29 protein-coding genes are annotated in these 21,608 nt (G+C 50.6%); 15 read left to right on the top strand and 14 right to left on the bottom strand.

Features of this window, described 5'->3' with window-relative positions; genetic code table 11:
- Positions 1 to 5: 5 nt before the first annotated feature.
- Complete coding sequence (locus tag PYRFU_RS07580) at positions 6 to 233, bottom strand: hypothetical protein (RefSeq protein WP_014027074.1); 228 nt, start codon at positions 231 to 233, stop codon at positions 6 to 8.
- 187 nt (positions 234 to 420) lie between these two features.
- On the opposite strand from PYRFU_RS07580, the gene moaA reads away from it, so the two are divergent.
- On the top strand, positions 421 to 1,485 hold the full coding sequence (gene moaA, locus PYRFU_RS07575; RefSeq protein ID WP_014027073.1) for a GTP 3',8-cyclase MoaA: 1,065 nt from the start codon (positions 421 to 423) through the stop codon (positions 1,483 to 1,485).
- Here the strand turns inward: moaA and PYRFU_RS07570 are convergent.
- Positions 1,472 to 2,383, bottom strand: coding sequence for a protoheme IX farnesyltransferase (locus tag PYRFU_RS07570; RefSeq protein ID WP_014027072.1), 912 nt, complete (start codon positions 2,381 to 2,383; stop codon positions 1,472 to 1,474). The two genes, moaA and PYRFU_RS07570, sit on opposite strands and share 14 nt — an antisense overlap.
- A 54-nt stretch (positions 2,384 to 2,437) precedes the next feature.
- On the opposite strand from PYRFU_RS07570, the gene PYRFU_RS07565 reads away from it, so the two are divergent.
- Together PYRFU_RS07565 and PYRFU_RS07560 are read left to right on the top strand one after the other, a co-directional pair.
- Positions 2,438 to 3,202 carry a rhomboid family intramembrane serine protease gene (locus PYRFU_RS07565; protein WP_014027071.1) on the top strand — a complete coding sequence of 255 codons (765 nt, stop codon included), beginning with the start codon at positions 2,438 to 2,440 and terminating at the stop codon, positions 3,200 to 3,202.
- Positions 3,203 to 3,304: 102 nt separating this feature from the next.
- The gene (locus PYRFU_RS07560) at positions 3,305 to 3,898 is read left to right on the top strand and encodes a hypothetical protein (RefSeq protein WP_014027070.1); all 594 of its coding nucleotides are present in this window, start codon (positions 3,305 to 3,307) and stop codon (positions 3,896 to 3,898) included.
- On the opposite strand, the gene PYRFU_RS07555 is transcribed toward PYRFU_RS07560, so the two are convergent.
- A complete protein-coding gene (locus PYRFU_RS07555) occupies positions 3,885 to 5,018 on the bottom strand; it encodes an ATP-NAD kinase family protein (protein ID WP_014027069.1) in 1,134 nt (377 codons plus the stop codon). The two genes, PYRFU_RS07560 and PYRFU_RS07555, sit on opposite strands and share 14 nt — an antisense overlap.
- A gap of 59 nt (positions 5,019 to 5,077) precedes the next feature.
- Here PYRFU_RS07555 and PYRFU_RS07550 point away from each other — a divergent pair, with 59 nt between their 5' ends.
- Positions 5,078 to 5,602: a nicotinamide-nucleotide adenylyltransferase gene (locus PYRFU_RS07550; RefSeq protein ID WP_014027068.1), complete on the top strand. Its 525-nt coding sequence runs from the start codon at positions 5,078 to 5,080 to the stop codon at positions 5,600 to 5,602.
- Here PYRFU_RS07550 and PYRFU_RS07545 read toward each other — a convergent pair.
- The 7 genes from PYRFU_RS07545 to PYRFU_RS07515 form a co-directional block, all read right to left on the bottom strand.
- Positions 5,599 to 6,210 carry a hypothetical protein gene (locus PYRFU_RS07545; RefSeq protein WP_014027067.1) on the bottom strand — a complete coding sequence of 204 codons (612 nt, stop codon included), beginning with the start codon at positions 6,208 to 6,210 and terminating at the stop codon, positions 5,599 to 5,601. The two genes, PYRFU_RS07550 and PYRFU_RS07545, sit on opposite strands and share 4 nt — an antisense overlap.
- Positions 6,176 to 6,466, bottom strand: coding sequence for a hypothetical protein (locus PYRFU_RS07540; protein ID WP_014027066.1), 291 nt, complete (start codon positions 6,464 to 6,466; stop codon positions 6,176 to 6,178). Before PYRFU_RS07540 ends, PYRFU_RS07545 begins: the two co-directional genes overlap by 35 nt.
- Before the next feature lie 57 nt (positions 6,467 to 6,523).
- The gene (locus tag PYRFU_RS07535) at positions 6,524 to 6,940 is read right to left on the bottom strand and encodes a hypothetical protein (protein ID WP_014027065.1); all 417 of its coding nucleotides are present in this window, start codon (positions 6,938 to 6,940) and stop codon (positions 6,524 to 6,526) included.
- A complete protein-coding gene (locus tag PYRFU_RS07530; RefSeq protein ID WP_014027064.1) occupies positions 6,915 to 7,163 on the bottom strand; it encodes a hypothetical protein in 249 nt (82 codons plus the stop codon). The genes PYRFU_RS07535 and PYRFU_RS07530 overlap by 26 nt, the downstream gene beginning before the upstream one ends.
- A gap of 37 nt (positions 7,164 to 7,200) precedes the next feature.
- The gene (locus PYRFU_RS07525) at positions 7,201 to 7,494 is read right to left on the bottom strand and encodes a hypothetical protein (RefSeq protein ID WP_048191883.1); all 294 of its coding nucleotides are present in this window, start codon (positions 7,492 to 7,494) and stop codon (positions 7,201 to 7,203) included.
- A gap of 97 nt (positions 7,495 to 7,591) precedes the next feature.
- Positions 7,592 to 9,907: an STT3 domain-containing protein gene (locus PYRFU_RS07520; protein WP_014027062.1), complete on the bottom strand. Its 2,316-nt coding sequence runs from the start codon at positions 9,905 to 9,907 to the stop codon at positions 7,592 to 7,594.
- A complete protein-coding gene (locus PYRFU_RS07515; protein ID WP_014027061.1) occupies positions 9,864 to 10,166 on the bottom strand; it encodes a hypothetical protein in 303 nt (100 codons plus the stop codon). Before PYRFU_RS07515 ends, PYRFU_RS07520 begins: the two co-directional genes overlap by 44 nt.
- A 190-nt stretch (positions 10,167 to 10,356) precedes the next feature.
- On the opposite strand from PYRFU_RS07515, the gene PYRFU_RS07510 reads away from it, so the two are divergent.
- Positions 10,357 to 10,713, top strand: coding sequence for a hypothetical protein (locus tag PYRFU_RS07510; protein ID WP_014027060.1), 357 nt, complete (start codon positions 10,357 to 10,359; stop codon positions 10,711 to 10,713).
- Here PYRFU_RS07510 and argF read toward each other — a convergent pair.
- Positions 10,691 to 11,638, bottom strand: coding sequence for an ornithine carbamoyltransferase (gene argF, locus PYRFU_RS07505; RefSeq protein ID WP_014027059.1), 948 nt, complete (start codon positions 11,636 to 11,638; stop codon positions 10,691 to 10,693). The genes PYRFU_RS07510 and argF overlap by 23 nt on opposite strands.
- Positions 11,639 to 11,869: 231 nt before the next feature.
- Between argF and PYRFU_RS07500 the strand changes: the two genes are divergently transcribed.
- Positions 11,870 to 12,652 (top strand): helix-turn-helix domain-containing protein, encoded by a 783-nt coding sequence (locus tag PYRFU_RS07500; protein ID WP_014027058.1) that lies wholly within the window; start codon positions 11,870 to 11,872, stop codon positions 12,650 to 12,652.
- Positions 12,653 to 12,979: 327 nt separating this feature from the next.
- Here the strand turns inward: PYRFU_RS07500 and PYRFU_RS07495 are convergent, their stop codons facing one another.
- Positions 12,980 to 13,165: a hypothetical protein gene (locus tag PYRFU_RS07495; RefSeq protein ID WP_014027057.1), complete on the bottom strand. Its 186-nt coding sequence runs from the start codon at positions 13,163 to 13,165 to the stop codon at positions 12,980 to 12,982.
- A 173-nt stretch (positions 13,166 to 13,338) separates the two neighbouring features.
- Here PYRFU_RS07495 and PYRFU_RS07490 point away from each other — a divergent pair, with 173 nt between their 5' ends.
- From PYRFU_RS07490 to PYRFU_RS07450, 9 genes are all read left to right on the top strand, one after another.
- Positions 13,339 to 14,025: a hypothetical protein gene (locus tag PYRFU_RS07490; protein ID WP_048191879.1), complete on the top strand. Its 687-nt coding sequence runs from the start codon at positions 13,339 to 13,341 to the stop codon at positions 14,023 to 14,025.
- Between the two features lie 136 nt (positions 14,026 to 14,161).
- Positions 14,162 to 14,374 carry a hypothetical protein gene (locus tag PYRFU_RS10535; protein ID WP_167827898.1) on the top strand — a complete coding sequence of 71 codons (213 nt, stop codon included), beginning with the start codon at positions 14,162 to 14,164 and terminating at the stop codon, positions 14,372 to 14,374.
- Between the two features lie 12 nt (positions 14,375 to 14,386).
- Positions 14,387 to 14,704, top strand: coding sequence for a divalent-cation tolerance protein CutA (gene cutA, locus PYRFU_RS07480; protein WP_014027054.1), 318 nt, complete (start codon positions 14,387 to 14,389; stop codon positions 14,702 to 14,704).
- Positions 14,701 to 15,402: an orotidine 5'-phosphate decarboxylase / HUMPS family protein gene (locus tag PYRFU_RS07475; RefSeq protein ID WP_167828002.1), complete on the top strand. Its 702-nt coding sequence runs from the start codon at positions 14,701 to 14,703 to the stop codon at positions 15,400 to 15,402. Before cutA ends, PYRFU_RS07475 begins: the two co-directional genes overlap by 4 nt.
- 37 nt (positions 15,403 to 15,439) lie before the next feature.
- Positions 15,440 to 16,378 carry an aspartate carbamoyltransferase gene (pyrB, locus tag PYRFU_RS07470; protein ID WP_014027052.1) on the top strand — a complete coding sequence of 313 codons (939 nt, stop codon included), beginning with the start codon at positions 15,440 to 15,442 and terminating at the stop codon, positions 16,376 to 16,378.
- Entirely contained in the window at positions 16,375 to 16,851 is a 477-nt protein-coding gene (pyrI, locus tag PYRFU_RS07465; protein ID WP_014027051.1) for an aspartate carbamoyltransferase regulatory subunit, read from the top strand. Before pyrB ends, pyrI begins: the two co-directional genes overlap by 4 nt.
- Positions 16,852 to 16,853: 2 nt before the next feature.
- Positions 16,854 to 17,612 (top strand): iron-sulfur cluster-binding protein, encoded by a 759-nt coding sequence (locus tag PYRFU_RS07460; RefSeq protein ID WP_014027050.1) that lies wholly within the window; start codon positions 16,854 to 16,856, stop codon positions 17,610 to 17,612.
- A complete protein-coding gene (gene pyrC, locus PYRFU_RS07455) occupies positions 17,609 to 18,913 on the top strand; it encodes a dihydroorotase (protein WP_014027049.1) in 1,305 nt (434 codons plus the stop codon). Before PYRFU_RS07460 ends, pyrC begins: the two co-directional genes overlap by 4 nt.
- Positions 18,879 to 19,796, top strand: coding sequence for a dihydroorotate dehydrogenase (locus tag PYRFU_RS07450; RefSeq protein WP_014027048.1), 918 nt, complete (start codon positions 18,879 to 18,881; stop codon positions 19,794 to 19,796). The genes pyrC and PYRFU_RS07450 overlap by 35 nt, the downstream gene beginning before the upstream one ends.
- 6 nt (positions 19,797 to 19,802) lie before the next feature.
- On the opposite strand, the gene PYRFU_RS07445 is transcribed toward PYRFU_RS07450, so the two are convergent.
- Together PYRFU_RS07445 and PYRFU_RS07440 are read right to left on the bottom strand one after the other, a co-directional pair.
- Positions 19,803 to 20,954, bottom strand: coding sequence for a radical SAM protein (locus tag PYRFU_RS07445; RefSeq protein ID WP_014027047.1), 1,152 nt, complete (start codon positions 20,952 to 20,954; stop codon positions 19,803 to 19,805).
- Between the two features lie 115 nt (positions 20,955 to 21,069).
- A complete protein-coding gene (locus tag PYRFU_RS07440) occupies positions 21,070 to 21,576 on the bottom strand; it encodes a stage II sporulation protein M (protein ID WP_048191875.1) in 507 nt (168 codons plus the stop codon).
- Between the last annotated feature and the right edge of the window lie 32 nt (positions 21,577 to 21,608).

Below are 21,608 nucleotides of genomic sequence, written 5' to 3'. Positions count from 1 at the left end.
TCCGTTTATTTTCGCACGACGTTAATCGGGTATACTAGTTGGCGCTGCGGTTCTAGAGCCTCGATTTCGATGCGTCTATCCTTGCGTCTGACAACAAGAACCAAATCGTCTAGCTTGTAGCCACAGACAACACACTTGTAGTAATAGTGCACTCGTTTACTGTTCCCGCCTTCAACCTCGATAAAGTAGGTCATATTGCCGCCACACCGCGGGCATAACACGCGTTGCTCCATGTGTGCTCACCACCGCTGCCTTGGCGCCCGCGCTCTATGCGCCTCTACCAAAGAGGTGCCCGGTTGCCACCTCTCTTTAATCCAGCGATAATGCCCTGAGTCTTGGGGATTGGACTTCCTCAACTTCAAACCCGTATAATCTTGAATAAACCTCACACTTCTTGTGTCCCGTTAGGGGTCGTGGCTAGTGCCCCTTTGGGATAGATACGGGCGTCCATTACTGAACGTACGGTTTGTGGTCACGCTAAGATGCAACTTTCGTTGCTTCTTTTGCCACTCGGAGGGTATGGAGCCGCGCGATAGGGAAGAGATGAAACCTGAGGATTACGCGATCGTCTCTGAGGCGGCTAAACGCGTTGGTGTCATAAGCTATAAGATAACTGGCGGAGAGCCCCTGGTACGTCATGATATACTCGAGGTCGTGAAGGCTCTACATGCTTACAATCCTAGGGCCGAGATATCTATGACGACTAACGCGTACTTCCTAGCTAGGTATGCACAGGGTCTTGCAGAGTACGGTGTGAGACGGGTTAACGTTAGCTTACACTCGCTTAGACCGGAAAGGTTTCGCGCGATAACTGGCGTCGATGGCCTCAAGAACGTACTAGATGGTTTGTTCGCTGCACACGAGGCAGGATTAGGCATAAAAATCAATGTAGTTGCCCTGCGCGGCTTAAACACAGATGAGATAGAGGACCTGATAGACTTCGCTGCCAAGATTAACGCTAAGCTCCAGATTATAGAGCTACACCCAGTCAATATCGATAAGAATACGTTTGACAAGTTCCACGAGCCTTACACCCAGATAATCAAAAGGCTGGAGAAGCGCACTAGGCACATTAAGTATAGAAGCGACCTTCACAATCGAGTGATATTAGAAATGGATAACGGCGTTGAAGTAGAGGTTGTCGGGCCAGTGGGTAACCCCGTTTTTTGTGCAGGGTGCACAAGGGTGCGCATCACGCCCTATGGAGAGGTAACAGCTTGCTTGAACCGCGGTTATAGGCGTGTAGAGTTTCTAAGCGCTATCCGCAAAGCCACCGACTTTGACGAAGCTGTAAATGCCGTCATAGAGGCGTTCCGCTCTATAAACGCACTGCGCGAACCCTTCTACATCTATAGGAGAGAGACTCCCTCCTCACCTCGAACAAAGAAGAGTTTTCGAATATACCTGCCGAAGAGGAGCGGCACCATACCAAGCAGTGTCGAACAGCTGCTACTAGAGGAGTGGATAGCTCTCAGAGAATACTAGACAGCACCGCGCCTAGGAGAAAGAGCATAAGCACCATATTAACCACTCTAAACGTCTTAATGCAACTGCCCGGCCTACACCTTCTCAATAGCATTAACACAGCAGCGCTACCCGCAGCAACACCCGCGATATAGAACTCCGGGCTCATGAGCCCTCTAACGTATATGGCAGTTGCTATAGCAACTGTCAACACTATACTCAACGTAGAGCCTACCACACCTACCCTATACCCTTTGATCACTGGAAGCATTGGTATTCGTGCACGCCTATAATCTTCATCATAATGTATCACTAGTGACCAGATGTGCGCAGGTATCCACGCAACTATCAGAGCACCTATAAGCAGACCATCAACATCAACATAACCCCTTGCAGCAGCATAGCCCCCAACGGCTGGTGAAGCCCCCGCAATCGAACCTGCAAACACACTTAGCCATGTATGTCTTTTCGTAAGGAGAGTATACGCATAGATGTCTGAAAGATAACCTATTACTATCGCAGCCGCATAGTAGACGTTAACAAGTATACAAGATGTTATTGCTGTCAACACTATTGTGATTGTCGCCAGAATGAGCACCCGCTGCCTACTAAATACGCCTCGAGGCAACGGCCTGTTACGTGTACGCTCCATGATACTATCAATGTCAACATCATACACCATGTTGACTGCGGTCGTAGCAGCTATCGCGAGGAAACCGAGCAGACCTATCAGTATGTGAAACCATAGCGGTTTGACGATACCACCACCCGCGTAGAAGCCGGCGTACATCCCTACAAGGAGCATCATAGTTTGCAAAGGCTTTGTCAACTTCAACGCTTCTACAATTGCTAGGTGTCCACCCAGCCTCGCCAACATGAGTCTCATCTCAAGTTTGCAGCAGGAGACTGCTATAGCCAAAGTCCTTTATCTCACTCTGGTATCTTCGCTTACTTCAACCCGGTGCAGTAAAGCTTGGCAATACCGATCGAAGATACGAACGTCTACCTGCATCGCCCACTTGTCAATCCACTACTGATAGCCGTCAATGTCGCGATTTTCATTATTGGCGTGTTAGCTCCCGGTCTACTAGGTGCACATTCTTACAACGAGATCGTGCTCAAGTATGGCCTTGTACCCTTCCTCCTGGTAAACGGTGTTGAGCTACACCGTCTACTAACACACATGTTTCTCCATGGCGGCTTAGACCATCTCCTAGGCAACATGCTATTCCTATACATCTTTGGTGACAACATCGAGGCTACCATGGGACCAGCTAGGTATCTCGCCTTCTACGTTATTGGCGGGTTAGTTGCCGTGGCCTTCCACGTGTTAAGCATCGCCATGATGCCCCCGGAAGCTCTCCTAAACTACCGTTCGTTTACTGGCGTGGATCCATGGCTTGTGCCAGCAATCGGCGCGAGCGGTGCAATATCAGCCGTACTCGGTGCATACCTGCTACTCTATCCTCGTTCGTTGATAAGAGCATTGGTATTCTGGTTGATCTTCCCTATGCCAGTGGTAGTACCCGCAGGAGTCTTCATACTATTCTGGTTCATCTACCAGCTTTTCATGGGTATGGCCACGTTAACCGGTGGACTGCCAACAGGTGTCGCCTTCTGGGCCCACATCGGCGGCTTCATAGCCGGGATTGCATTAACACCGCTCTTCGTCGACAAGAAGCGCGTCGCCGCATACAGGTTGCTCCTCCAGCTCAGAGGGTTCCATGACATCTTCTGAGCTTTTTAGACTCTACGTACTATTCCCGACCATGCAACTAATCTTCTGCTATCATATAGGGCTTTGTGGGGTATACTCTCTAAGGCCGAGGGGGCACGGGGAGTGGAAGAGAGAATCGCCAAGGCGCTTGGACCTATAGGCAAGAAGAGCGTCACAATGCTAGATGTTGTACTGGCGGGGTTGTACACTGGAGTATTCGCGCTTTCGCTACACATGGCTGGCTACGACCTTGACACTGTTGCCGCCGTAACAATAGTTCATGTGGCGCTGCTCGCCGCTGGCTGGAGAAACCCTCCAATAAACCTCGAGGGTTATAGCTGCATACTGTACAGGACAGGCTTCCTGCCCTTATACGCATCTCTCTTCGCTCTCGCAGCGTGGCTGTACACTGCCCAGATAGACCCGCTCCATATAGCCGCTTTTGCAGCTGCACTACTAGCTACCTATGCCATCTTTAAGACTGTCAGTGCCAGGCTAGCCGAGGCTGTACTAGCAGCAAGCATAGCAAGCGGTATACTGGTATACCTGTTGACAAATGACCCTAGTACACTCGTAGCAGCTTTTGCCGCTCCACAATTGGCGCTAGCGGCAGCAAGACCTAGAACACTCTGCGACGATAGACCGCTATTCTACGCTGCTGGCATCTACGCATCGATAGCATTCCTTGCACTTTGGCTCCTCTCTACTCAACCTTAGCAACAACTTCCTCGTTATAATCGACCACCACACGCCTATACCCTCTAAGAGCGTCGTCTAACTCTGGATCGCCAGTATCCACCCTTAACCTGTAACGAAGTGAGCGAATCTTACTCCAAGTAGCAACCACTATCACATTGTCTACTCCAACGGCGCGTATCACACGTGGAGATATTTGTTGATTTCCTCTACCTAATATGAAACCCTGCCCTCCTATAGGCGTGACTATTATGTACTTCTTTCCTGGATGGTTCGTAACCAGTTTGTAAAGCGTCTCCTCGTCAACGTTAAGCGCCACTGGAACATGGCCATGATACACATCAACACCGAGTAATGTCTTCGGCTTACCTAGTACTTTAGCAATCGCTGCTACAGTCGACCCCGGGCCTAATATGTAAAGACTACACTTCTCCATTCGCTCGACAATGTATCTCGCTATGGCTAGCTTGTTCTCCTCTTCCTCACTAGTTGATATACTAGGCTGCTTCGATATACCGACAACACCTGGCGCACATATGCTCTTTACTAGCGCGTATAGCTTTAGACGCAGCTCGTCTCGCCTAAAAGCCTCCTCATCAACATCGACCACCTCACCTTCACACGCAACAGCCCGGCCAACAAGGAAGTTACACAGTGCATCTGCTGCAGCCTCAGGGTTTACACCGAATATCGAGCTGTACATCTTGACTCCAGCCGGGACACCCAACACAACTATCCGGTCAATCGCATTCATTTTAACGAGCGCGTCCGCAACAAGCCTAGCCGTACCATCGCCACCGACAAACACTACAATGTCTACGCCTTTGCTGATTCCCTCCATAACGGCAGAAACTGTGTCCGTGCTACGCGTAGGCCACTCACGAGACTCGTAAACAACTTCTACGTCAAAACCCTCACTACGAGCCAACTCGGCACCCATGCCGCCAGCCACAGACATTATCTTCTTGACACACCCTAGCTTTCTCAACCTCGCAAGGAATCTCCTTGCACGAGCGTAAGCTGGAGGCTCGCTACGATACTCTAGCAACAACCTTCTACCAATATCCTCATCAGTACCACGTAATCCTCTAGGCCCTCCTAACCCCGCAATAGGGTTTACCAAGAATAGTATGCGTGCCACGATACACCACCTTTATCCACTATCACTCACCACCCGGCCTGCAGCCGGGGATACCCGTATTGGTTAGACGCACGTTGTTCTTCGGGCGCTTCCAGCCATTCCATCTCGGCCACCTCATGGTCGTCAAGTGGGCTCTAGAGGAGCGAAAATACGATGAGATAGTCATAATGGTAGGCATGGCGAGCGAGAGTCACACCCCCCGCAACCCTTTCACCGCAGGTGAACGCATCTGGATGATACGCGAAGCTCTACGAGAAGCTGGCATCGACTTATCAAGGATCATAACAGCGACATTGCCGACCATGGAGGTGCATGTAGGTGCTGCCCATTACGTGTTAACCCACGTACCGCCCGTTGAATCAATAATAACGAGGAACCCTGTGATAGCACGTGTTTTCCGCGAGGCTGGCATCAAAGTTGAGAAGCCTCCCGCTTTTAACCGTAACGAGCTTAGAGGCGAGCACATTCGTCGTCTTATAGCAGCAGGTGGAGCATGGGAGCACCTAGTACCACCCGCCGTTGTGAGAATAATCAGGGAGATAGATGGGGTTGCACGCATAAGGGAAATCACAACTGAAGATTAGCATACTACCTTAGCAATAGCCAAGATTACTCTGCTAACTTCGACTAACCCGATATCACCCCCAAGCACGACACAAATGTCGCGTCCTTCACACTCCAAGCAACTTGATATTAGACCGTCTACTACATCGTGAGGTGCACCAGGAGCTACAAATCCCGAGGAACAACAAAGTATTAGCAGCGGCGTAACGCCACGACTCACTAGACTATCACGCAACTCGAGCACTTTGCTTAGCCCACGTGATGCCTCACATACATCAATTCCACAAATGTTGATACCAATACAATTACCGTTCTGACAGAAATGTATGTTCTCCACAATCTGCCTGAGCTCTTGCTTTAAACTTGAGCCTTCCCTGCCACGGGTTTCTATCACACCTATCTCGCGAAGCCTACGTATCATCGTTTTAGCAGCTGTGTCACCTATGCCCAGTGCCTTCGCTGCAAGAGGCCTACCTATTGGGCCACGAGCAGCTAGCAGTATATACCCTATGACATGCTCGGGATCGAAACCTGGCTTGACACCTCGCTTAGGTTTAGAAACCTCAACGGCAATCTCGTATAACCGGCAAATACTACACTCTGATACCATACTTCCTGAGGATTGCAATCCACTTCTCCTCCGGTATCTCTACACCCAGCTCCTGGAGGAAGGATGCAAGCTCGTAGCTCGTAATCTCTGTATTCGAGACTATAGCCTTCTCTACCCTACGCCAATCTGGCGCACCACCTATTTGCATGCCATGCTCCTCGCGAAGCCACTCTATTAACTGACGTGGGTCGACGCCACGTCGCTTAGCCTCATCTACTAGCATGCGCTTAATTTCACGCTCTATTAGGGGACGCAACCTCCAGGGTGTCACCATGAGGGCCTCCCCCGGTCCGTGAATACCGCATCGGATCCTAACGGCCCGAAAGGCCGGTCATCGGCCCCTTCTTAGCCATGCCGGTACAAGGTTATACTTCTTGACCGGGATATCCAACTTCTCTACTACGAGCTTCACCGCCCACGCATAGTTAGGATCACCCTTGCTATAACGGAGCTTCAACTTACGGTAGACGGCACGATAAACAAGCCTTCCAGTACTGTCATACACCTCAAAGTAACCCTTGACGCGCCCTCTTAGCCCCTTCACAAGCACTACATACACAACAACATCGTCTTTACCAGGCTGGACTTTTACAAGGTAAGCCTCGCCCCGCGAGTAGGTCTTCTCTGCCGCCCCCACACGGGGCCCAGTAACCTCGACAACATTCCCATTACGCGACACGACAAACACTTTCCTCACTATAGCGTGCAGGCCTCTACGGCTCTTACTCTTCTCCACTACCAGTTCCACAGGGATGCACCTCCACCCCCCAGCTCGTCTTCTCTACACACGGGCGTGAAGCGAACCTAGCAACAAGACCAGGCCTCTCAAATCCCGATATTAACGCTACACTCTCAGCACCTTTAAGCTCAACACGCTCGCCCTCGGTTACCAGCTCTTCAACCCTTCCTTCGCTAGAGTAGACGACAACTCTCAGACGACCCTCTAGCTCGAAGGTGTAGACAGTGTACATTCCGGCCCCCATTAATGCGCAGCCAACAAGCTCTGACCTAAGAAGTACCGCCGCTAGGTTTACAAGTGAGACCCATGCACTTTAGCATATCACACACTTCGTTCATGACCCATTCTAGTCCATCGCTTATGCGATTACCTATCTTGCGTATTATTCTTTCAACTTCGGGGTCGAGTGTAACTGGCATATCCAGGGATGCAAGAAGATCCAGACGCAGAGCAAGCATCTCCAAAGCCTCACGCAGCTCGTTATCACCGCGCATAGCTGCGCGTACCGCTGCGAACAACACTAGGAATCCCGCCCTCCGCACGATACTGGGATCGCACGGCAATGTCTAGGCACCTTGGCTGATTGTACGCCAACCCTAGGGGTATCGTATGGTAAAAAGAGGGCATTGACTAGCGGCGTAGTGTTACTACGCTAGAAGGTTAACCGGTCCACTCGAAAGCTGCCACTATGACAGCAACGACCGTGTTACCAGATGCCATCAACGGATATGCTGACACCACTGCATGTCGGAACCCTTCTGGCACAGCTAGAAGCCTTGTCGCAGACCCTTGCAACTCAACTATCGCAACTTGGTTGCCTCTAAGTGGTATAGCGAGCGCAGGCACTATCTCGGCACCATCTACTATACTCTCTATACGCTTATCGACAAACTTGACCACATTTTCCTCGTTCAACATTAGTGGCGCTTGGAACAACAACCTGTACAACAAGGCATTCTGGAAAGCCTCACTATAGACGTTAAACGTTCTAACTGTGACTGTGTTGCCTCCAACGTTTACCGGGATATCGCCTATATACTCGTTGAGGGGTAGCCCGCCAATTCTTATCATCCAGTATGATTTGGGTAGGTCGCCTGCAGTCGGCAACAACATAGCTACGACTCTATCGCCCTGCCTAACCAGCTGGTAGAGCCCATATGCTACTATCAACGTCCTGTTAGGTCTACACTTTAGCTTCTCGAGCAGCTTAACGGCTTCATGATAGTCGCCAACAAGTATCCTCGCAAGTAGACTAATCTGGGTAGCATTCATTGTCGCGCCATCTGCTAACGAGGCCCTATCGCCAACAACACTCAACCAGTAACCATAGTCCCACCACGAGACGACTACTGTGTCTGACGGCGTGCTCGTATTGATATACTTGAGGAACATGTACCACGATGGTATGTAGGCTGTTGTGGATACACCGGAGGTTAGCACCAGCGGGAGCCGCGTGGCGTAGAGCGGCGATTTTAGAGCAACACTGATGCCAGCGTTTAGCACGAGAAGCACAGCTACGACTACGGCGAGTACCCTGACCACACTTTGCGATTCAACAGTGTGGACTCTTCTGCGTCCACGCTGTGCCCCAGGCGTTAGGTATTCACTAGCAACTCCGAGGAGAGCGGCAGCAGCAAGCGCAGTGAAAACACCACCCGTCTGGAGGAAGTATGCTGCGTTGAACATCGCATAGTATCCTACAGATGTTGCAACCAGTACCGGGATGTCGCCCGCTACACCACGCATAAGCACGCGATATGCAAGATATATTATGCCGAGAAGCGCGAAGAGCACAGCCATTAGTGTAGCCTCGTTAATAGCCTTGACAGGGTCTGCTGCATGCTCCGCTATAGACTCGACAAGCGGGCCTCGCTGCTCTACTATGACTGTCTTGAGTGCACCTGGTAGTAGCAAGAATGCCGACCTAGCTGGCATTATACCCGTAAACACGCCTACAATGAACACTATTGTCAGCAGCGAGACGGTTGCGAGAGTATAGCGCACTGGCGAGTTCAATACGGTGCGTAACACATTCGTGAATCTTGTACGTCTTTTTTCAACCATGTCGTAGAGGTATGCGAGTACAATCACGCCTGCCGCAGCTGCTAGCAGAACGCCACCAGGCATACCGATCATAGCGCCTATGCCGCGCCATCTAGAGAAGAGCATAGCTGGTAGTAGGCCAACCCAGTATAGGATTGGTATGTCGATGTACTCTCTCTTGACTCGTATCCCTGCCGCGGGGAGTAGAACAACTGAGAGTGCAGCTACAAACACGGGTAGCAGGTAGCCACCCCATCCTAGGCCTACCAGCGCGCCAGCAAGTCCAGCTGCGAATGCATAGACTCTGCGTTTCACCGGGTTATCGAGGTTGTCTAGACTACGCGACATTAAGTATACCGAGAGTATCACGAGGGGGAGTACAACGCCCTCCTTCTCTATGAAGCCGAGGAGCGTTCTATCAAGTGACGCTGGAAGCATTGCAGTCAGTAACGCGCCGGTCACCCCAGCGAGCAAACCATACCTTCTGTACAGTAGCCACGAGACTACTATAACGAGGGCTGCGCCGGCGAGGGGAGGCACCCATGCAGCCCATTGCTCGAAACTAAGCATCCACGACACTAGTGGATAGGTTGACGCGATTAACATGGGGACTAGGGGGTATGAGGATCTCGTAAAGTCTCGACCCCATGGGTACCAGAACTTCATCACATCGGGGTTCGGCGGTCTCAGGTCCCACCAGGAGCTCAAACCATGCGTGTACAGATACTTTGCAGTCCAGTATTCTATCCACGGGTCAAACGCGTCAATATAGACTCCGTATTTCACCCATACTGGCCAGGCCAGCCCCCTAAGCATCACTGCAAGTATGACAGAAAGTACGAGTATAGAGGTATAGAGTACCAGCCTTAACTTTCCCGATGCTAGTCTCTCACCGAACTTGTCCATCGCCCTGAAGATTTGCCTCACCGCCACGTTTGACGCCCTGCTCTCGCAACCCTCCGGCTCTATAAACGCCTCTAACCCGCATTACGTTAACAACAGCGAGTATGAATGCAAGTCCATTCAGCAGCGTGAATATGGGGTCACCGCGCCTAATGGCATAGAGCGTCAGGAGGAGGCTACCCACTGCGTATAGCCCTGACAAGCCTACTGGTGGTGGCGGCATACGCAGCGCAACTGCCCATGCAACCACTATCAGTGCTGCCCCAGCGATGCCAAGGATTTCCGCCACGGGGTGCCGCCCCGGCCGGATTGAAGAACTCGGCAGCTAATACGGGAGCGCTGATAGCTTGTCAGCCGCGGGTTCATTCAGCACCATTCAGCGTGGGTGGGCCAGCCTCTCATCACGCCAACGGGAATACACTGACCCCAGCTTACTTATAAAAAGCGAGGCAATTTGTCGCGCCGTGGGGTGGATACGGTTGAGCCTCGCGCGCATAGTCTTCATGCAAAAGAAGCTGAGGGAGAAGTTTGGCCCCGAGGGTTACGTCGCCGGGCTATACGTAGAGGCTGGTTATAGTGTAAAGGTTGGGTTTGAGACAAGCGAGGGTAGAGTTTCGATACGCGCAGAGAAGGAGGGTACCATATACGCCATCGATGTGCTCACAGAGAGCAAGGTCTATGGCCCTGAAGTTGTCGAGGCCATCGCGAAGAAGGCTAAGAGCATAAACGCTAAGCCAGTGCTAGTCCTCTATGGCTCCGGTCCAAAGCTATCCAAGGAAGCTATGGAGAAGGCTAAAGAGCTTGGTGTTAAGGTTAGGAGAGTCCGCCCAGAATAAGCGCTAATACTGCTTTCTGGACGTGTAGCCTGTTCTCCGCCTGCTCCCACACTATACTTCTCGGGCTCTCGATAACATCCTCTGTTACCTCTTCACCACGTCTAGCGGGAAGACAGTGCATGAACACAGCGTTTCTCGAGGCTAACCTCATTAGCTCCTCATTGACTTGGTACGGACGTAACTTCTCCCGTCTAACCTCTGCCTCACCCTCTTGACCCATACTAACCCACACATCAGTATAGACTACGTCGGCGCCTCTAACAGCCTCGGCGGGATCATCATATATCTCAAAGCTACCGCCGCTTTTCGCACTCATCTCCTCCGCTGCACGCAACACACGCGCATCCGGCCTGTATTCCCGTGGACAGCCTAGCCGCACCTTCGCGCCAAGCGCGACGCTAGCCAGTAGCAAGCTATGCGCGACATTGTTCCCACAATCACCCACATAGCTTACCGATACACCCTCGACACGCCCGAAACGCTCCCATATCGTCATTACATCGGCGAGCGCCTGAAGCGGGTGTGAAAAATCGCTCAGCATATTTATCACTGGGACACTCGAATACCTCGCCATCTCTTCAAGCGTCTCATGCTTCTTCACTCTAGCAGCTATTGCATCAACATACCTAGACAGTACACGTGCCGTGTCCTTCACGGGCTCGCCTCTAGAGAGCTGCATCTCGTTAGCATTAAGCACCACTGGATAACCTCCAAGTTGCCAGACGGCTAACTCCATACTAACACGGGTTCTTGTACTAGGTTTCTCGAAGATCAGGGCTACAGATTTGCCACGCAATACAGGGATTATCCGCTCACCCGCATAGTATCTACGCTTGAGCTCCAACCCTACCTCCACAAATCGCCTTATCTCCCAGGGCTCGAAATCGCCAAGCCATAGCAAATGCCGACCGGCGAGACTCCTCACAGCGCCCAGCCATGTCTAGAGCTACTAGTGGTTCATAAAGAGGGCTCAGTCCATGGGAGTGTCAGCACCTGGAACTCAGAGACCGCTCACTACATCACAGCCCTCAGTATCGGATAGATGCGCCGCACGCCCAATTATACACTTGCACACGCCACAATCCGAATACCCCAGTGTATCACTACCCCCTTCACAACTCAACCGTCAAACACGCATACATAACGCGGGGATAGTGTGAACGATAAGGAGCTACAGAGAATAGCCGAGATTCTCGCCACTCAACTAGCAGAGAAAGAGAAAAGGAAGAAGATGACAAGAATAGGGCCTCGAAGCCGCATAGTCGAAGCCATAGCAGTACTCTTATACTCAAGACCCATGAGAGCCGCCGAGATAGCACAGATACTAGGGTTCACAAGCAGATACATCTCTAGCTATCTGAGCTATTGGAAGACACGAGGCCTCTTCGAATACGAGAATGGCTACTGGAGACTAACGCCGCTAGGTGAGGAATTCGCCCGCGAAGTCCTACAAAGATACACAGACAGTCAACTCGACCGTTACGCTATACTAGCACGTCAGATTCTTGCCGCTCCTACAACCCCGGCAATAAACGACAAGACAGCGTATCACCCACATGGACAATACCGCAATTCTTTGCCGTTTATTGCCGAGCGTATCAGTATAGTCGACAACGAACGACAAAGGAGGGAGTTCTGCGCACGACAACTATATTCCATCTACGAACCGAACCTTGACGAAGAAGAAAAGGAAGTCCTTAAGGCCATACTCGACCACTACTCGACCTGGGGCAAAACCTACCTGTACATAGACCAGCTCCAAGAAAGGCTGTCAGCCGACCATCACTGGCTACTATCAACGCTGAGAAAGCTACAGGCTAAGGATCTGATCTACATCTATCACGATCGCAGAATGGGAGCGCGTATAGGCCTCTCAAAACAAGCCCGAAGAGTGATAGACGATTGTCTAGAAAGCCATCAGCTGCACAGCCACTCATAGACACTCGCAGACCCCCCTGCTTCCACTGGACCGAGGATAGTAGAGTCCTCCACTTCCACCCTCCTAGGTAGTCCCGGCGTCACCGAGTTGTTACCACATCATACCTTTGTATAATAGCACATTATACAAAACACATTTTAAAAACAGAGCCTGAATTCAGGCTAAGCATCACGGTTATCACAAAACTTTGCTATTAGTGCTGCTGCAAAGAAATTGATAGCAGCGAAAATGAGACGAGACTCAAGCAGGGCTAAAAAGACGTAGATACGCAGGGCTGGGTGGCAGTCTCCTCAGGCCAGTGGTGGTAGTGGTAGTTTCTCGCAGAGATTAGAGTCCAAAAGCTCTCCTTCGATTTCGTATCTTAATCTCCCAGTAGAGACTTGCAGTTACGCTGTTATATGGAAGGTTCAGAAGCTCTCCATCACGCGTGTACACGATCAACGTGTTGCCTCGCCTCTCAACATCGAGTATATCGTCTATGTTCAGCGTCTTTGAAATGAGGCTAGATGGCATGAGAGTAAGGCCTCCACTAGACGATAGAGGTGTATTAGTGGGGGTATTATCGTGTTTAGCTTGCGTCACGCTTGTATACCTTATACGGCATTTACAACTATTGTGATGAGGCCGATTTGTGCTGAGCGCGTGATGAATGGAGGACCTCGCTGATGACAAGGGTATCTATGGTAATGGCTCCGGGAGTATACATTATCGAGCATGGCAATGTTGATTCGGCTGTCAGGGAGTTTGTTGCTCGCACATTAACCGATGTGTATCAAATTGAGCGACCAGAATACGTTGAGGTGCACATCTACGAGACGAGAGGGCATGTCAAGCTGCCTGTACACAATGACATCGTTGTTAATGCCGAGTATGAGGGTGGCTTGTTCCATGAGGCGTGGGCAGGATATCCACGTATCCATGTCATAGTAGAGGACATTGTGAATGTTGAAGGGTCTACCCGTAGAGCGATGTTAGTGCATGAGGCTGCACATAGCATACTTCACGGTTCGCAAGAGTATTATGTTGTTGCTCTCTGCGAATATAATGATTTGAGGTCAGTGCATGTAGCATATACAGTTGTGAAGGATCTCGAGGTTCATCTCTGGATGGCTTCCAGAGGCTTTATGCAGGAACTGGGAAGGCTGCGTGACTATTTTGACGATGGTGTGGTGGGGTGCGGTACTATAGAGGATGTGAGCAACGAGGCTAGAAGGCTAACCGTGTATATCGCATTAGGTGGGCATCCCGAGATGCGGTGTGGTAAAATAAGCAGAGTGTTGTACAACTTGTTAAAGCGTGTAGCCAGGTGTAAGCCCAGGCCCTGGGCGTGCAGGAATGAAGTACTCGATGTGATAGATGCTATTGGTGGGTAAAGGGTCAGCTGTCCTGGCCCTCCACATCGCCATAGGCTCGGTTGAGCCGGAATGCTCGTCACTCCCGTGTACGTTCTGTGTTGGCAGAGAGTGGTTTAAACTAGATGGGTTATACCCGTGGCGTTGGGAGCAAGCCATGGCGTACAAGAAGAAGTTCAGGAAATATCTTGAGGTGCTTGAAAAGCTGCGTGTTAAACAACTTGATGTCTACAGGTATAAGGATAAGGATGTGCTTCGGTTATTTGTACGTGGCCGTGTAGTTGTAGTGGAGCTTCCTAAGCACCGCGAAGATATGAGTGTCGAGGAGTTTGAGAAGCATATTCGTGCAGCTATAGGCGGTGAACAGTGAAGGTGATGTGAGTTGAGCGTTGTTGTAGTGTTCATTACAGCGCCGAAGGGTAAGGGTGAGGAGATAGCAGGCAAGATAATCGAATCTAGGCTTGCGGCTTGTGCCAACGTGATTAGTGGCGTCAAGAGTGTGTACTGGTGGAAGGGTAAGGTTGAGCGCGATGAAGAGGATCTAATAGTACTTAAGACTGTTGAGGAGAGATTGGATGAGCTCATAGAGTTTGTCAAGCGTGTGCATCCGTATGAGGTTCCTGAGGTAATCGCAGTCAAGGTCGTAAAGGGTTTGCAAGAGTATCTCGTGTGGGTTGAGAACGAGGTGAGAGAAGCCTGAAACTTGAAGAGTATGCATCCCGTGTTATTGTTGCTTTTGATCCTCCGCGTAGTGCTGATGTGGATGAATGGCTCCAAGCAAGAGTCAATGTGCTGCGTGGGCGGGTGGCGGGTTTCAAGGTTGGTTGGCCTTTGCTACTACGTGCCGGCATAGACAGGGTGTACAATATTTTCAGCAGGCTTGAAGGTCTGCGTGTGCTTGACCTAAAACTAGCTGATATAGGTCACGTTATGAGACTTGTCCTAGAGGATATCGTTGATGCATTCGATGCTGTAATAGCGCATGCATTTGTTGGTGTTGAGGGTGCGCTTGACGAGCTTTCAGAGTTTCTGTCTGAGAGGGGGGCCAGGCTTATACTAGTATACTCGATGAGTCATCCAGGTGCAAGAGCGACACTAGACACTTGTAGAGACGTTGTAGACAAGGTAGTTCAGAGGGTTAAACCTTGGGGGCTCGTTGTACCAGCTACACGCCCCGAGGTTATCAGGGAAGCAAGAGGCCGTTATCCTGACATAGTGTTGGTATCGCCGGGCGTGGGGGCTCAGGGTGCTGAGCCTGGCTCGGCTATCTGTGCTGGTGCGGACTATGAGATAATCGGGCGTGCTATTGCATGGGCGGATGATCCGGTTTTGTCACTTAGAACGCTGGCGGAAAGGGGTGTTGAAAAGCTCAGGGAATGTATTATGGGCAAGCGTTAAATCGAGGTTTTGTTGAGGGCGATAGTGTAGGGTCGTGGTGGGCACGTTTAAAGGCCGTGATGTTATCAGCATACTGGACTTCAACCGCGAAGAACTCGAGATGTTATTCGAGGAGGCTGATCGTTTCGAGAGGATGTTGCACGAGGGTCATGTGCCGCGGCTACTGGAGGGTCGTATACTTGCTCTCGCTTTCTTTGAGCCATCTACTCGTACTCGATTGAGCTTCGAAGCAGCTATGAAGAGACTTGGCGGCGAGACAATAGGGTTTACCTCTGAAGAGGCAATTAGTGTTGCCAAGGGGGAATCATTCGCTGATACCATCAGGATGCTCGACGCGTATGCTGATGCTATAGTTGTTAGACATAAGTTTGAGGGTGCAGCACTATATGCGGCTGAGGTTGCAGAACATCCCGTCATAAACGCTGGTGACGGAAAACAACATCATCCGACGCAAGCTATGCTCGACCTATACACGGTTAGAAAGCTATTCGGTAGTCCGGACGGACTTGTTTATGGTGTGCTTGGCGACCTTCGATATAGTAGAGCCGCTATTAGCTTCCTATATGGTTTGACGCTGTTCAAGCCACGCATGGTTTACCTTATCTCGCCGCCACAGCTTCGCGTTCGTGAAGAGGTTCGTGAGGTGCTGCGCGAACGTGGATTGAAAATGCAAGAAGTTGAGAGGCTCGAAGATGTGATACAAGAGCTTGATGTTCTCTACGTTGTCCGGATTCAGCGCGAGAGATTCCCAGACCCCATGGAGTATGAGAGAGTTCGAGGCAGCTACCGTGTAACTCCAGATATTGTGTCGAAAGGTAAGGATACGCTACGTGTGCTCCACCCTCTACCGAAGGTTGATGAGATAGACCCGCGTGTCGACACTATGCCTCAAGCAGCCTATTTCTACCAAGCTAGACTTGGTGTACCCCTACGCATGGCACTTCTCTATCTCATACTCGGGGGTGAGAAGGCGTGAAGAACTCGGAGCTGCTAGTCAGGAAGATACGTGAAGGCACGGTTATAGACCATATACCGGCTGGCCGCGCGCTGGCTGTACTCAAGATACTCGGTATAACCGGCAGAGAGGGTTACAAGGTGGCACTTGTGATGAACGTTGAGAGTAGGAAGCTGGGTAGAAAGGATATTGTGAAAGTCGAGGGTCGTATGCTTAATCCTCGCGAGACTGACATAATAGCGCTTATCGCGCCGACGGCAACGATAAACATTGTGAAGGATTATGTCGTTGTGGAGAAGAGACGTGTCGAACTTCCAGAGATTGTAGCAGGCGTATTGAAGTGTAAGAATCCGACTTGTATAAGTAGAAAGGAAAACGAGCCAATCGAACCCAAGTTCCGTGTAGTGTCGAGAAGCCCTGTAAAACTGCAATGCATCTACTGCGGATCTATGTTGAGTGAAGAGGACATACTCGAGCAGATACTGGAGGGTTAGCCTTGGGTACGCAATTTGTTAGCGTTAGGGTGATGCGTGTAAAGCGATATGGAGGGCTTGCATGGCTGAGGGTATCGCCTCTTGGTTTTACAGCCGACCCAGGGCAATTTGTGATGTTATGGGTGCCTGGTCTAGAGGCTGTACCTATGAGCATAGCGTGGATGGATAGCCTAGGTGCGGAGTTTATCGTTAGGAGCGTGGGCGAGACAACGAAACATATACACGAGTTAAAGAGAGGTGATGCGATAGGAGTTATGGGCCCTCTTGGCCGCGGTATATCGAGTGTAATGAACGTCCATGTACATAAAGTGTTGCTTGTTGGCGGGGGTAGTGGCGTAGCACCTATTCTCTACACTGCGGGCGTCCTTGGGGCTCGGGGATATGACGTAAACATTGTGCTTGGGTTTAGATCCAGGGAGGAGGCTGGCATAAGGGAAGTGTTCGAACATCATGGTGTTGACGTCACTGTTGTGTGTGAAGATGGCGTTGGTGGCCCGTGTGACTATGAGGGATTAGTTACAGAGCCTGAATTTGTAAAGAAGCTGGTAACCAGCGCAGATGTTGTTATATCAGCTGGTCCACTTCCAATGATGAAAGCTGTCTATAGACTTGCTGGTGACAAGCTAATCGCTATCATGGAGTCTATTGTGAAGTGCGGTGTTGGTTTCTGCGGCTCATGTCGATTATGGCCTGGAGGCCCTCTGCTATGTAGGGACGGTCCGGTCTTTACAGCATCGGAGATACGGAGGCTGCTAGAATGATGTGCGATGTAGTCATCCACGGGAGATTCTATGATCCTCGTTCCGGAGAGATGATTGAAGGTTGTGTATGTGTGCGGGATGGGCGTGTAGATGGGTTTACCAGAGGCTCGTGCCACTGGAGTGACGAGAAGGTAGAGTTCACGGGGAGCGGTGTTTACATACTGCCAGGGGTCGTCGACATACATGTTCATCTTCGTGGCCTCGGGTTCTCGTACAAAGAGGATGAATTGAGCGGTACTCTCGCAGCGGCGGCAGGCGGGGTAACACTGGTAGTTGATATGCCAAATACCTCTCCTCGCATCAACAACGTCGATGCTTTGCAGGCAAAACTCTCGGCATTGCGTCGTAACGCTGTTGTTGATTATGGCGTGTATGCTGGTGTTCCCGAGGTCCCCGGCGAAGCAGCTAGGCTAGCGTCTACCGGCTCCATAGTAGGATTCAAGGTGTATCCTGAGGATCTATATAGACGTGATGCACTTGAAGAGGTGTTCTACGAGAGTTGGAGGCGCGATCTTATTGTGGTTCTTCATGCGGAGCATCCTGGCTTCATTCGTGAAGGGTGTGCCCCTGGAGAGAGGTGGAAGTGTAGACCCGTAGAGTCAGAAATAGCTGCACTTGAAGAGGTGCTCAAGTTGGCTCCTCGCGGAGTAAGGATACACGTAACGCACGTTTCTAGCGTTGGGCTTCTCAGGCGTGCCAAAGCACGTGGATTGACTGTTGATGTGACGCCGCATCACCTCCTTCTTGACGCGAGTGATGAGAGGGAGCTTGGCTGTATCGCCAAGGTTAACCCGCCTCTTAGGCCGTCCGAGGAGCGTGAAGGATTGATAGCCGCCTTAGTATCTGGTGAAATAGATGCTATTGCAACAGATCATGCGCCTCATGCTGTTGAGGAGAAGATGGGAGAGTTTAGCGAGTGTCCCCCAGGTATACCTTCACTCGAGCATTATGTTCGTCTTGTGTTAACGCTCGTATCCAAGGGCTTGCTAAGCCTGAATGACGCTGTCAACATTTTATCAACGAAGCCTGCTTCGATAATAGGTCTGGAGTCGTACGGGTGTATAGAGCCTGGCTGCATAGCAAGCTATACGGTTGTGGATCTAAAACGCGAGGGTAGGATAGTGGCCTACGATACATTTTCGAAAGCTAAGCTATCGCCGTATGATGGTTGGGCGTATCGAGGAGAGCCTATAGCAACGATCGTGAGAGGTAAACTCGTCTATCGCGAGGGATGTGTATGTGTAAAGCCTGGCTGGGGTGTGAACGTTGCGAGACTCTCGTCTAGCAGTGGAAGTAGGTAAGTTGAAACTAGAACATCCAGTGATGAATGCTAGTGGCATACTTGCAGTTGATTCTAGCGGCGTTGCAGAGCTAGTAAAGGCTGGTGTTGCCGCAGTTGTAACGAAATCTTTCACCATGGAGGAGCGTGAAGGCAATCCAACCCCAGTGATAATCCCCGTAGAAGCCGGGTATGTTAACTCAGTGGGACTCGCCAATCCAGGTATTAACGGAATCCCGGAGGTTGTGCGTGCTGCAAAAGCCTACGGCAAACCAGTGATTGTTAGCATAGCGGCCGGTAACCCAGAGGAAGCAGCCAAGCTTGCAGAGGTTAGCGTAGAAGCTGGTGCCGATGCAATAGAGGTCAATCTGAGTTGCCCACATGCAGAGGGTAGAGGGCTTGAAGTGGGCTATGATCGTAAACTGTCAAAAATGATAGTCGAGTCGATTGTAGCGGTAGTTGGCGACAGACCGGTATGGGTGAAGCTTGGTCTCCTCGATAGGCTGCCCGAAAGGGTTCTGGAGTTTGTAGAGGCCGGTGCAAGCGCTGTAGTATTGATAAACACGATACGCGCAATGGTTATTGACGTAGAGACTCTCAGGCCTGTACTTGGTGGTATTGTTGGCGGGTTATCCGGTAGGGCTATTCACCCTGTTGCTGTAAGAGCTGTTTACGATGTCTACTGTGAGACTGGCGTAGACATTGTCGGCGTAGGTGGTGTCTACACGTGGCGTGATGCGGTAGAACTGATAGCAGCTGGTGCACGCGCAGTGCAGGTTGGCACCGCGTTATTCGATAAGGGTCTAGGAGTTGTACACGAGATTGTTACAAGTCTTCGAGAGTATCTCGAGAGAAAAGGATTCAGTAATATCAGCGAAGTTGTAGGCATTGCGTGCAAACGGTGAAAGACATCAGCTTACGGGTTCGAAACGGATCCCAAGTTTCCGGGCATACTCGTAAGCTTCCTCAATTTCCTCCTTTGTGGGCCGCCTCGCTATATCAAGCCAGCGATTGGGATACTTTGCGACTAGATACTCCGGCCTATACTGGTCCATTATATTGACGAGTATCTTGTCTTTCGGTAGATTCTCCGCTATCCAGCGTAGAACCGGTTTCGTGCAACACTCGATATGACCGGGCAAGACTAGATGTCTTATTATCATATCGCCGTTCTCCGCAGCAATTTTCAAGTTGCGTGTCACTACTTCGAAGTAGCGCGGAGCAGCTGATAGTCTAACTGCACACTTATCATTACCATACTTGAAGTCTGGTAGCCAGATGTCAATAACATCAACGAGGAGTTTCATAGCCTCTAATGTAAGGTACATGTTGCTATTCCATAGTTGAGGGACGTTAACATCAAGGTACTTGAAAGACTCTAGTATAACATGAAGGTTTGGTGTTGGATCACCGCCAACGTGGTTTATGTTGCGAGCACCAGTTACTCTTAATTCACGCTGTATCTTTGCAAGCTTCTGTGCATCTACTTCCACGCCACCCCTAACGTTTGTCTGGCTTATATCCCAATTCTGGCAGAACACGCAGCGGAAGTTACACCCGCCATAGAATATTGTGCCGCTTGGCACAAGCGGGGCTTCCTCTCCGAGATGGTGAAACCAGCTATGAACGTACACTCTCCAATCTAGCCTGCAGACGCCAACTTTTCCAGCTCTACGGTCAACCCTGCATCTTCTCTCACAAAACGTGCATGCGCGTAACGTCCTATGCGCTAGTTCTACCTTCACATCAAGTAGGGAGAATCGTGGCTCCGGAATTTCACGCAAATCCCTCCAACCAAATCTATCGTTAACAGCTAGTCGCCACAGCCTCTTAGCCTCGTTCGACAGTCTATCGTGCAGCTCCCATAACGCTTCTGTATCCAGCTTCGCGGGGTCTTCTCCCGCGTCAATCTTCTTCACAATCATGAACTTTGCCGGCTTCATATCCTTCATGACGCTGTAATACCAGCTTAGCCTGCGTTTCACATCCTCGTCGAACCATACGTGTACAGCGTCTGGCCTATAGTACATCCACGCACCATTAAGGTCGTACCAGTAACGCATTGTAACCATCCTCTACTTCTGGTTACTCGTTAGCGCTTCACGGGGGTATAGGCAAAGCTCCCGAGCATCCCCTGTAGGTAAAACGTGTGCTGATACGAAACAGATAGACCTTGATTTAGGCTCTGTAGTATGCAATGCACGTCTCTATTATAGCAGCGATAATTAGCAAAATGATGATTAATATGTACGTCTGTAATTTTTCTCCGAGCCTAGCCCAGGCGTACATAAACCCGTGGTTAACCACGTCGTGTGCTACATCGAGGCCTAGACTGCAAGCTAGAAGCAATGCAGGTATCTCGAATACACCGTGCGGTAGTATCAACCAGAGTACCTCAGGTAGCGAATAATAGCTTGTCGCGATGGTGACTACAGAGCCTATTACAACACCGTTCACAAATGCTATGAAGAGGGGGGTTACAGCTATCAAGCCACCTATAACAGCAATGAGTGTCACGAACAAGTTGTTTGCAAGTATGTAGAGCATGAAGCCCACGGGTGGTAGAGCAAGAGCATAGCTAGCAATCTCTTGTAACTGTGATATATTTATGGGGGCACTTAGGCCGAGCAGTAAGCCTAAAGTAAACGTAAAAAGTACGATTGCCAAGTGCGATGGGCGTGTCAAACCCAGATCACCGGCCACCGTTACGCGGATAA

The organism is Pyrolobus fumarii 1A (genome assembly GCF_000223395.1).
GTDB lineage: Archaea > Thermoproteota > Thermoprotei_A > Sulfolobales > Pyrodictiaceae > Pyrolobus > Pyrolobus fumarii.
This window is presented reverse-complemented; position numbering and strand designations above follow the sequence as displayed.

Excerpts from the sequence above, each read along its gene's own strand:
- PYRFU_RS07580 (WP_014027074.1), bottom strand. The coding sequence starts at position 233 with ATGGAGCAACGCGTGTTATGCCCGCGGTGTGGCGGCAATATGACCTAC.
- PYRFU_RS07540 (WP_014027066.1), bottom strand. The coding sequence starts at position 6,466 with ATGGTGACACCCTGGAGGTTGCGTCCCCTAATAGAGCGTGAAATTAAG.
- PYRFU_RS07530 (WP_014027064.1), bottom strand. The coding sequence starts at position 7,163 with ATGTACACTGTCTACACCTTCGAGCTAGAGGGTCGTCTGAGAGTTGTC.
- PYRFU_RS07495 (WP_014027057.1), bottom strand. The coding sequence starts at position 13,165 with ATGCCATCTAGCCTCATTTCAAAGACGCTGAACATAGACGATATACTC.
- PYRFU_RS07490 (WP_048191879.1), top strand. The coding sequence starts at position 13,339 with ATGGCTCCGGGAGTATACATTATCGAGCATGGCAATGTTGATTCGGCT.
- PYRFU_RS10535 (WP_167827898.1), top strand. The coding sequence starts at position 14,162 with ATGGCGTACAAGAAGAAGTTCAGGAAATATCTTGAGGTGCTTGAAAAG.
- pyrC (WP_014027049.1), top strand. The coding sequence starts at position 17,609 with ATGATGTGCGATGTAGTCATCCACGGGAGATTCTATGATCCTCGTTCC.
- PYRFU_RS07445 (WP_014027047.1), bottom strand. The coding sequence starts at position 20,954 with ATGCGTTACTGGTACGACCTTAATGGTGCGTGGATGTACTATAGGCCA.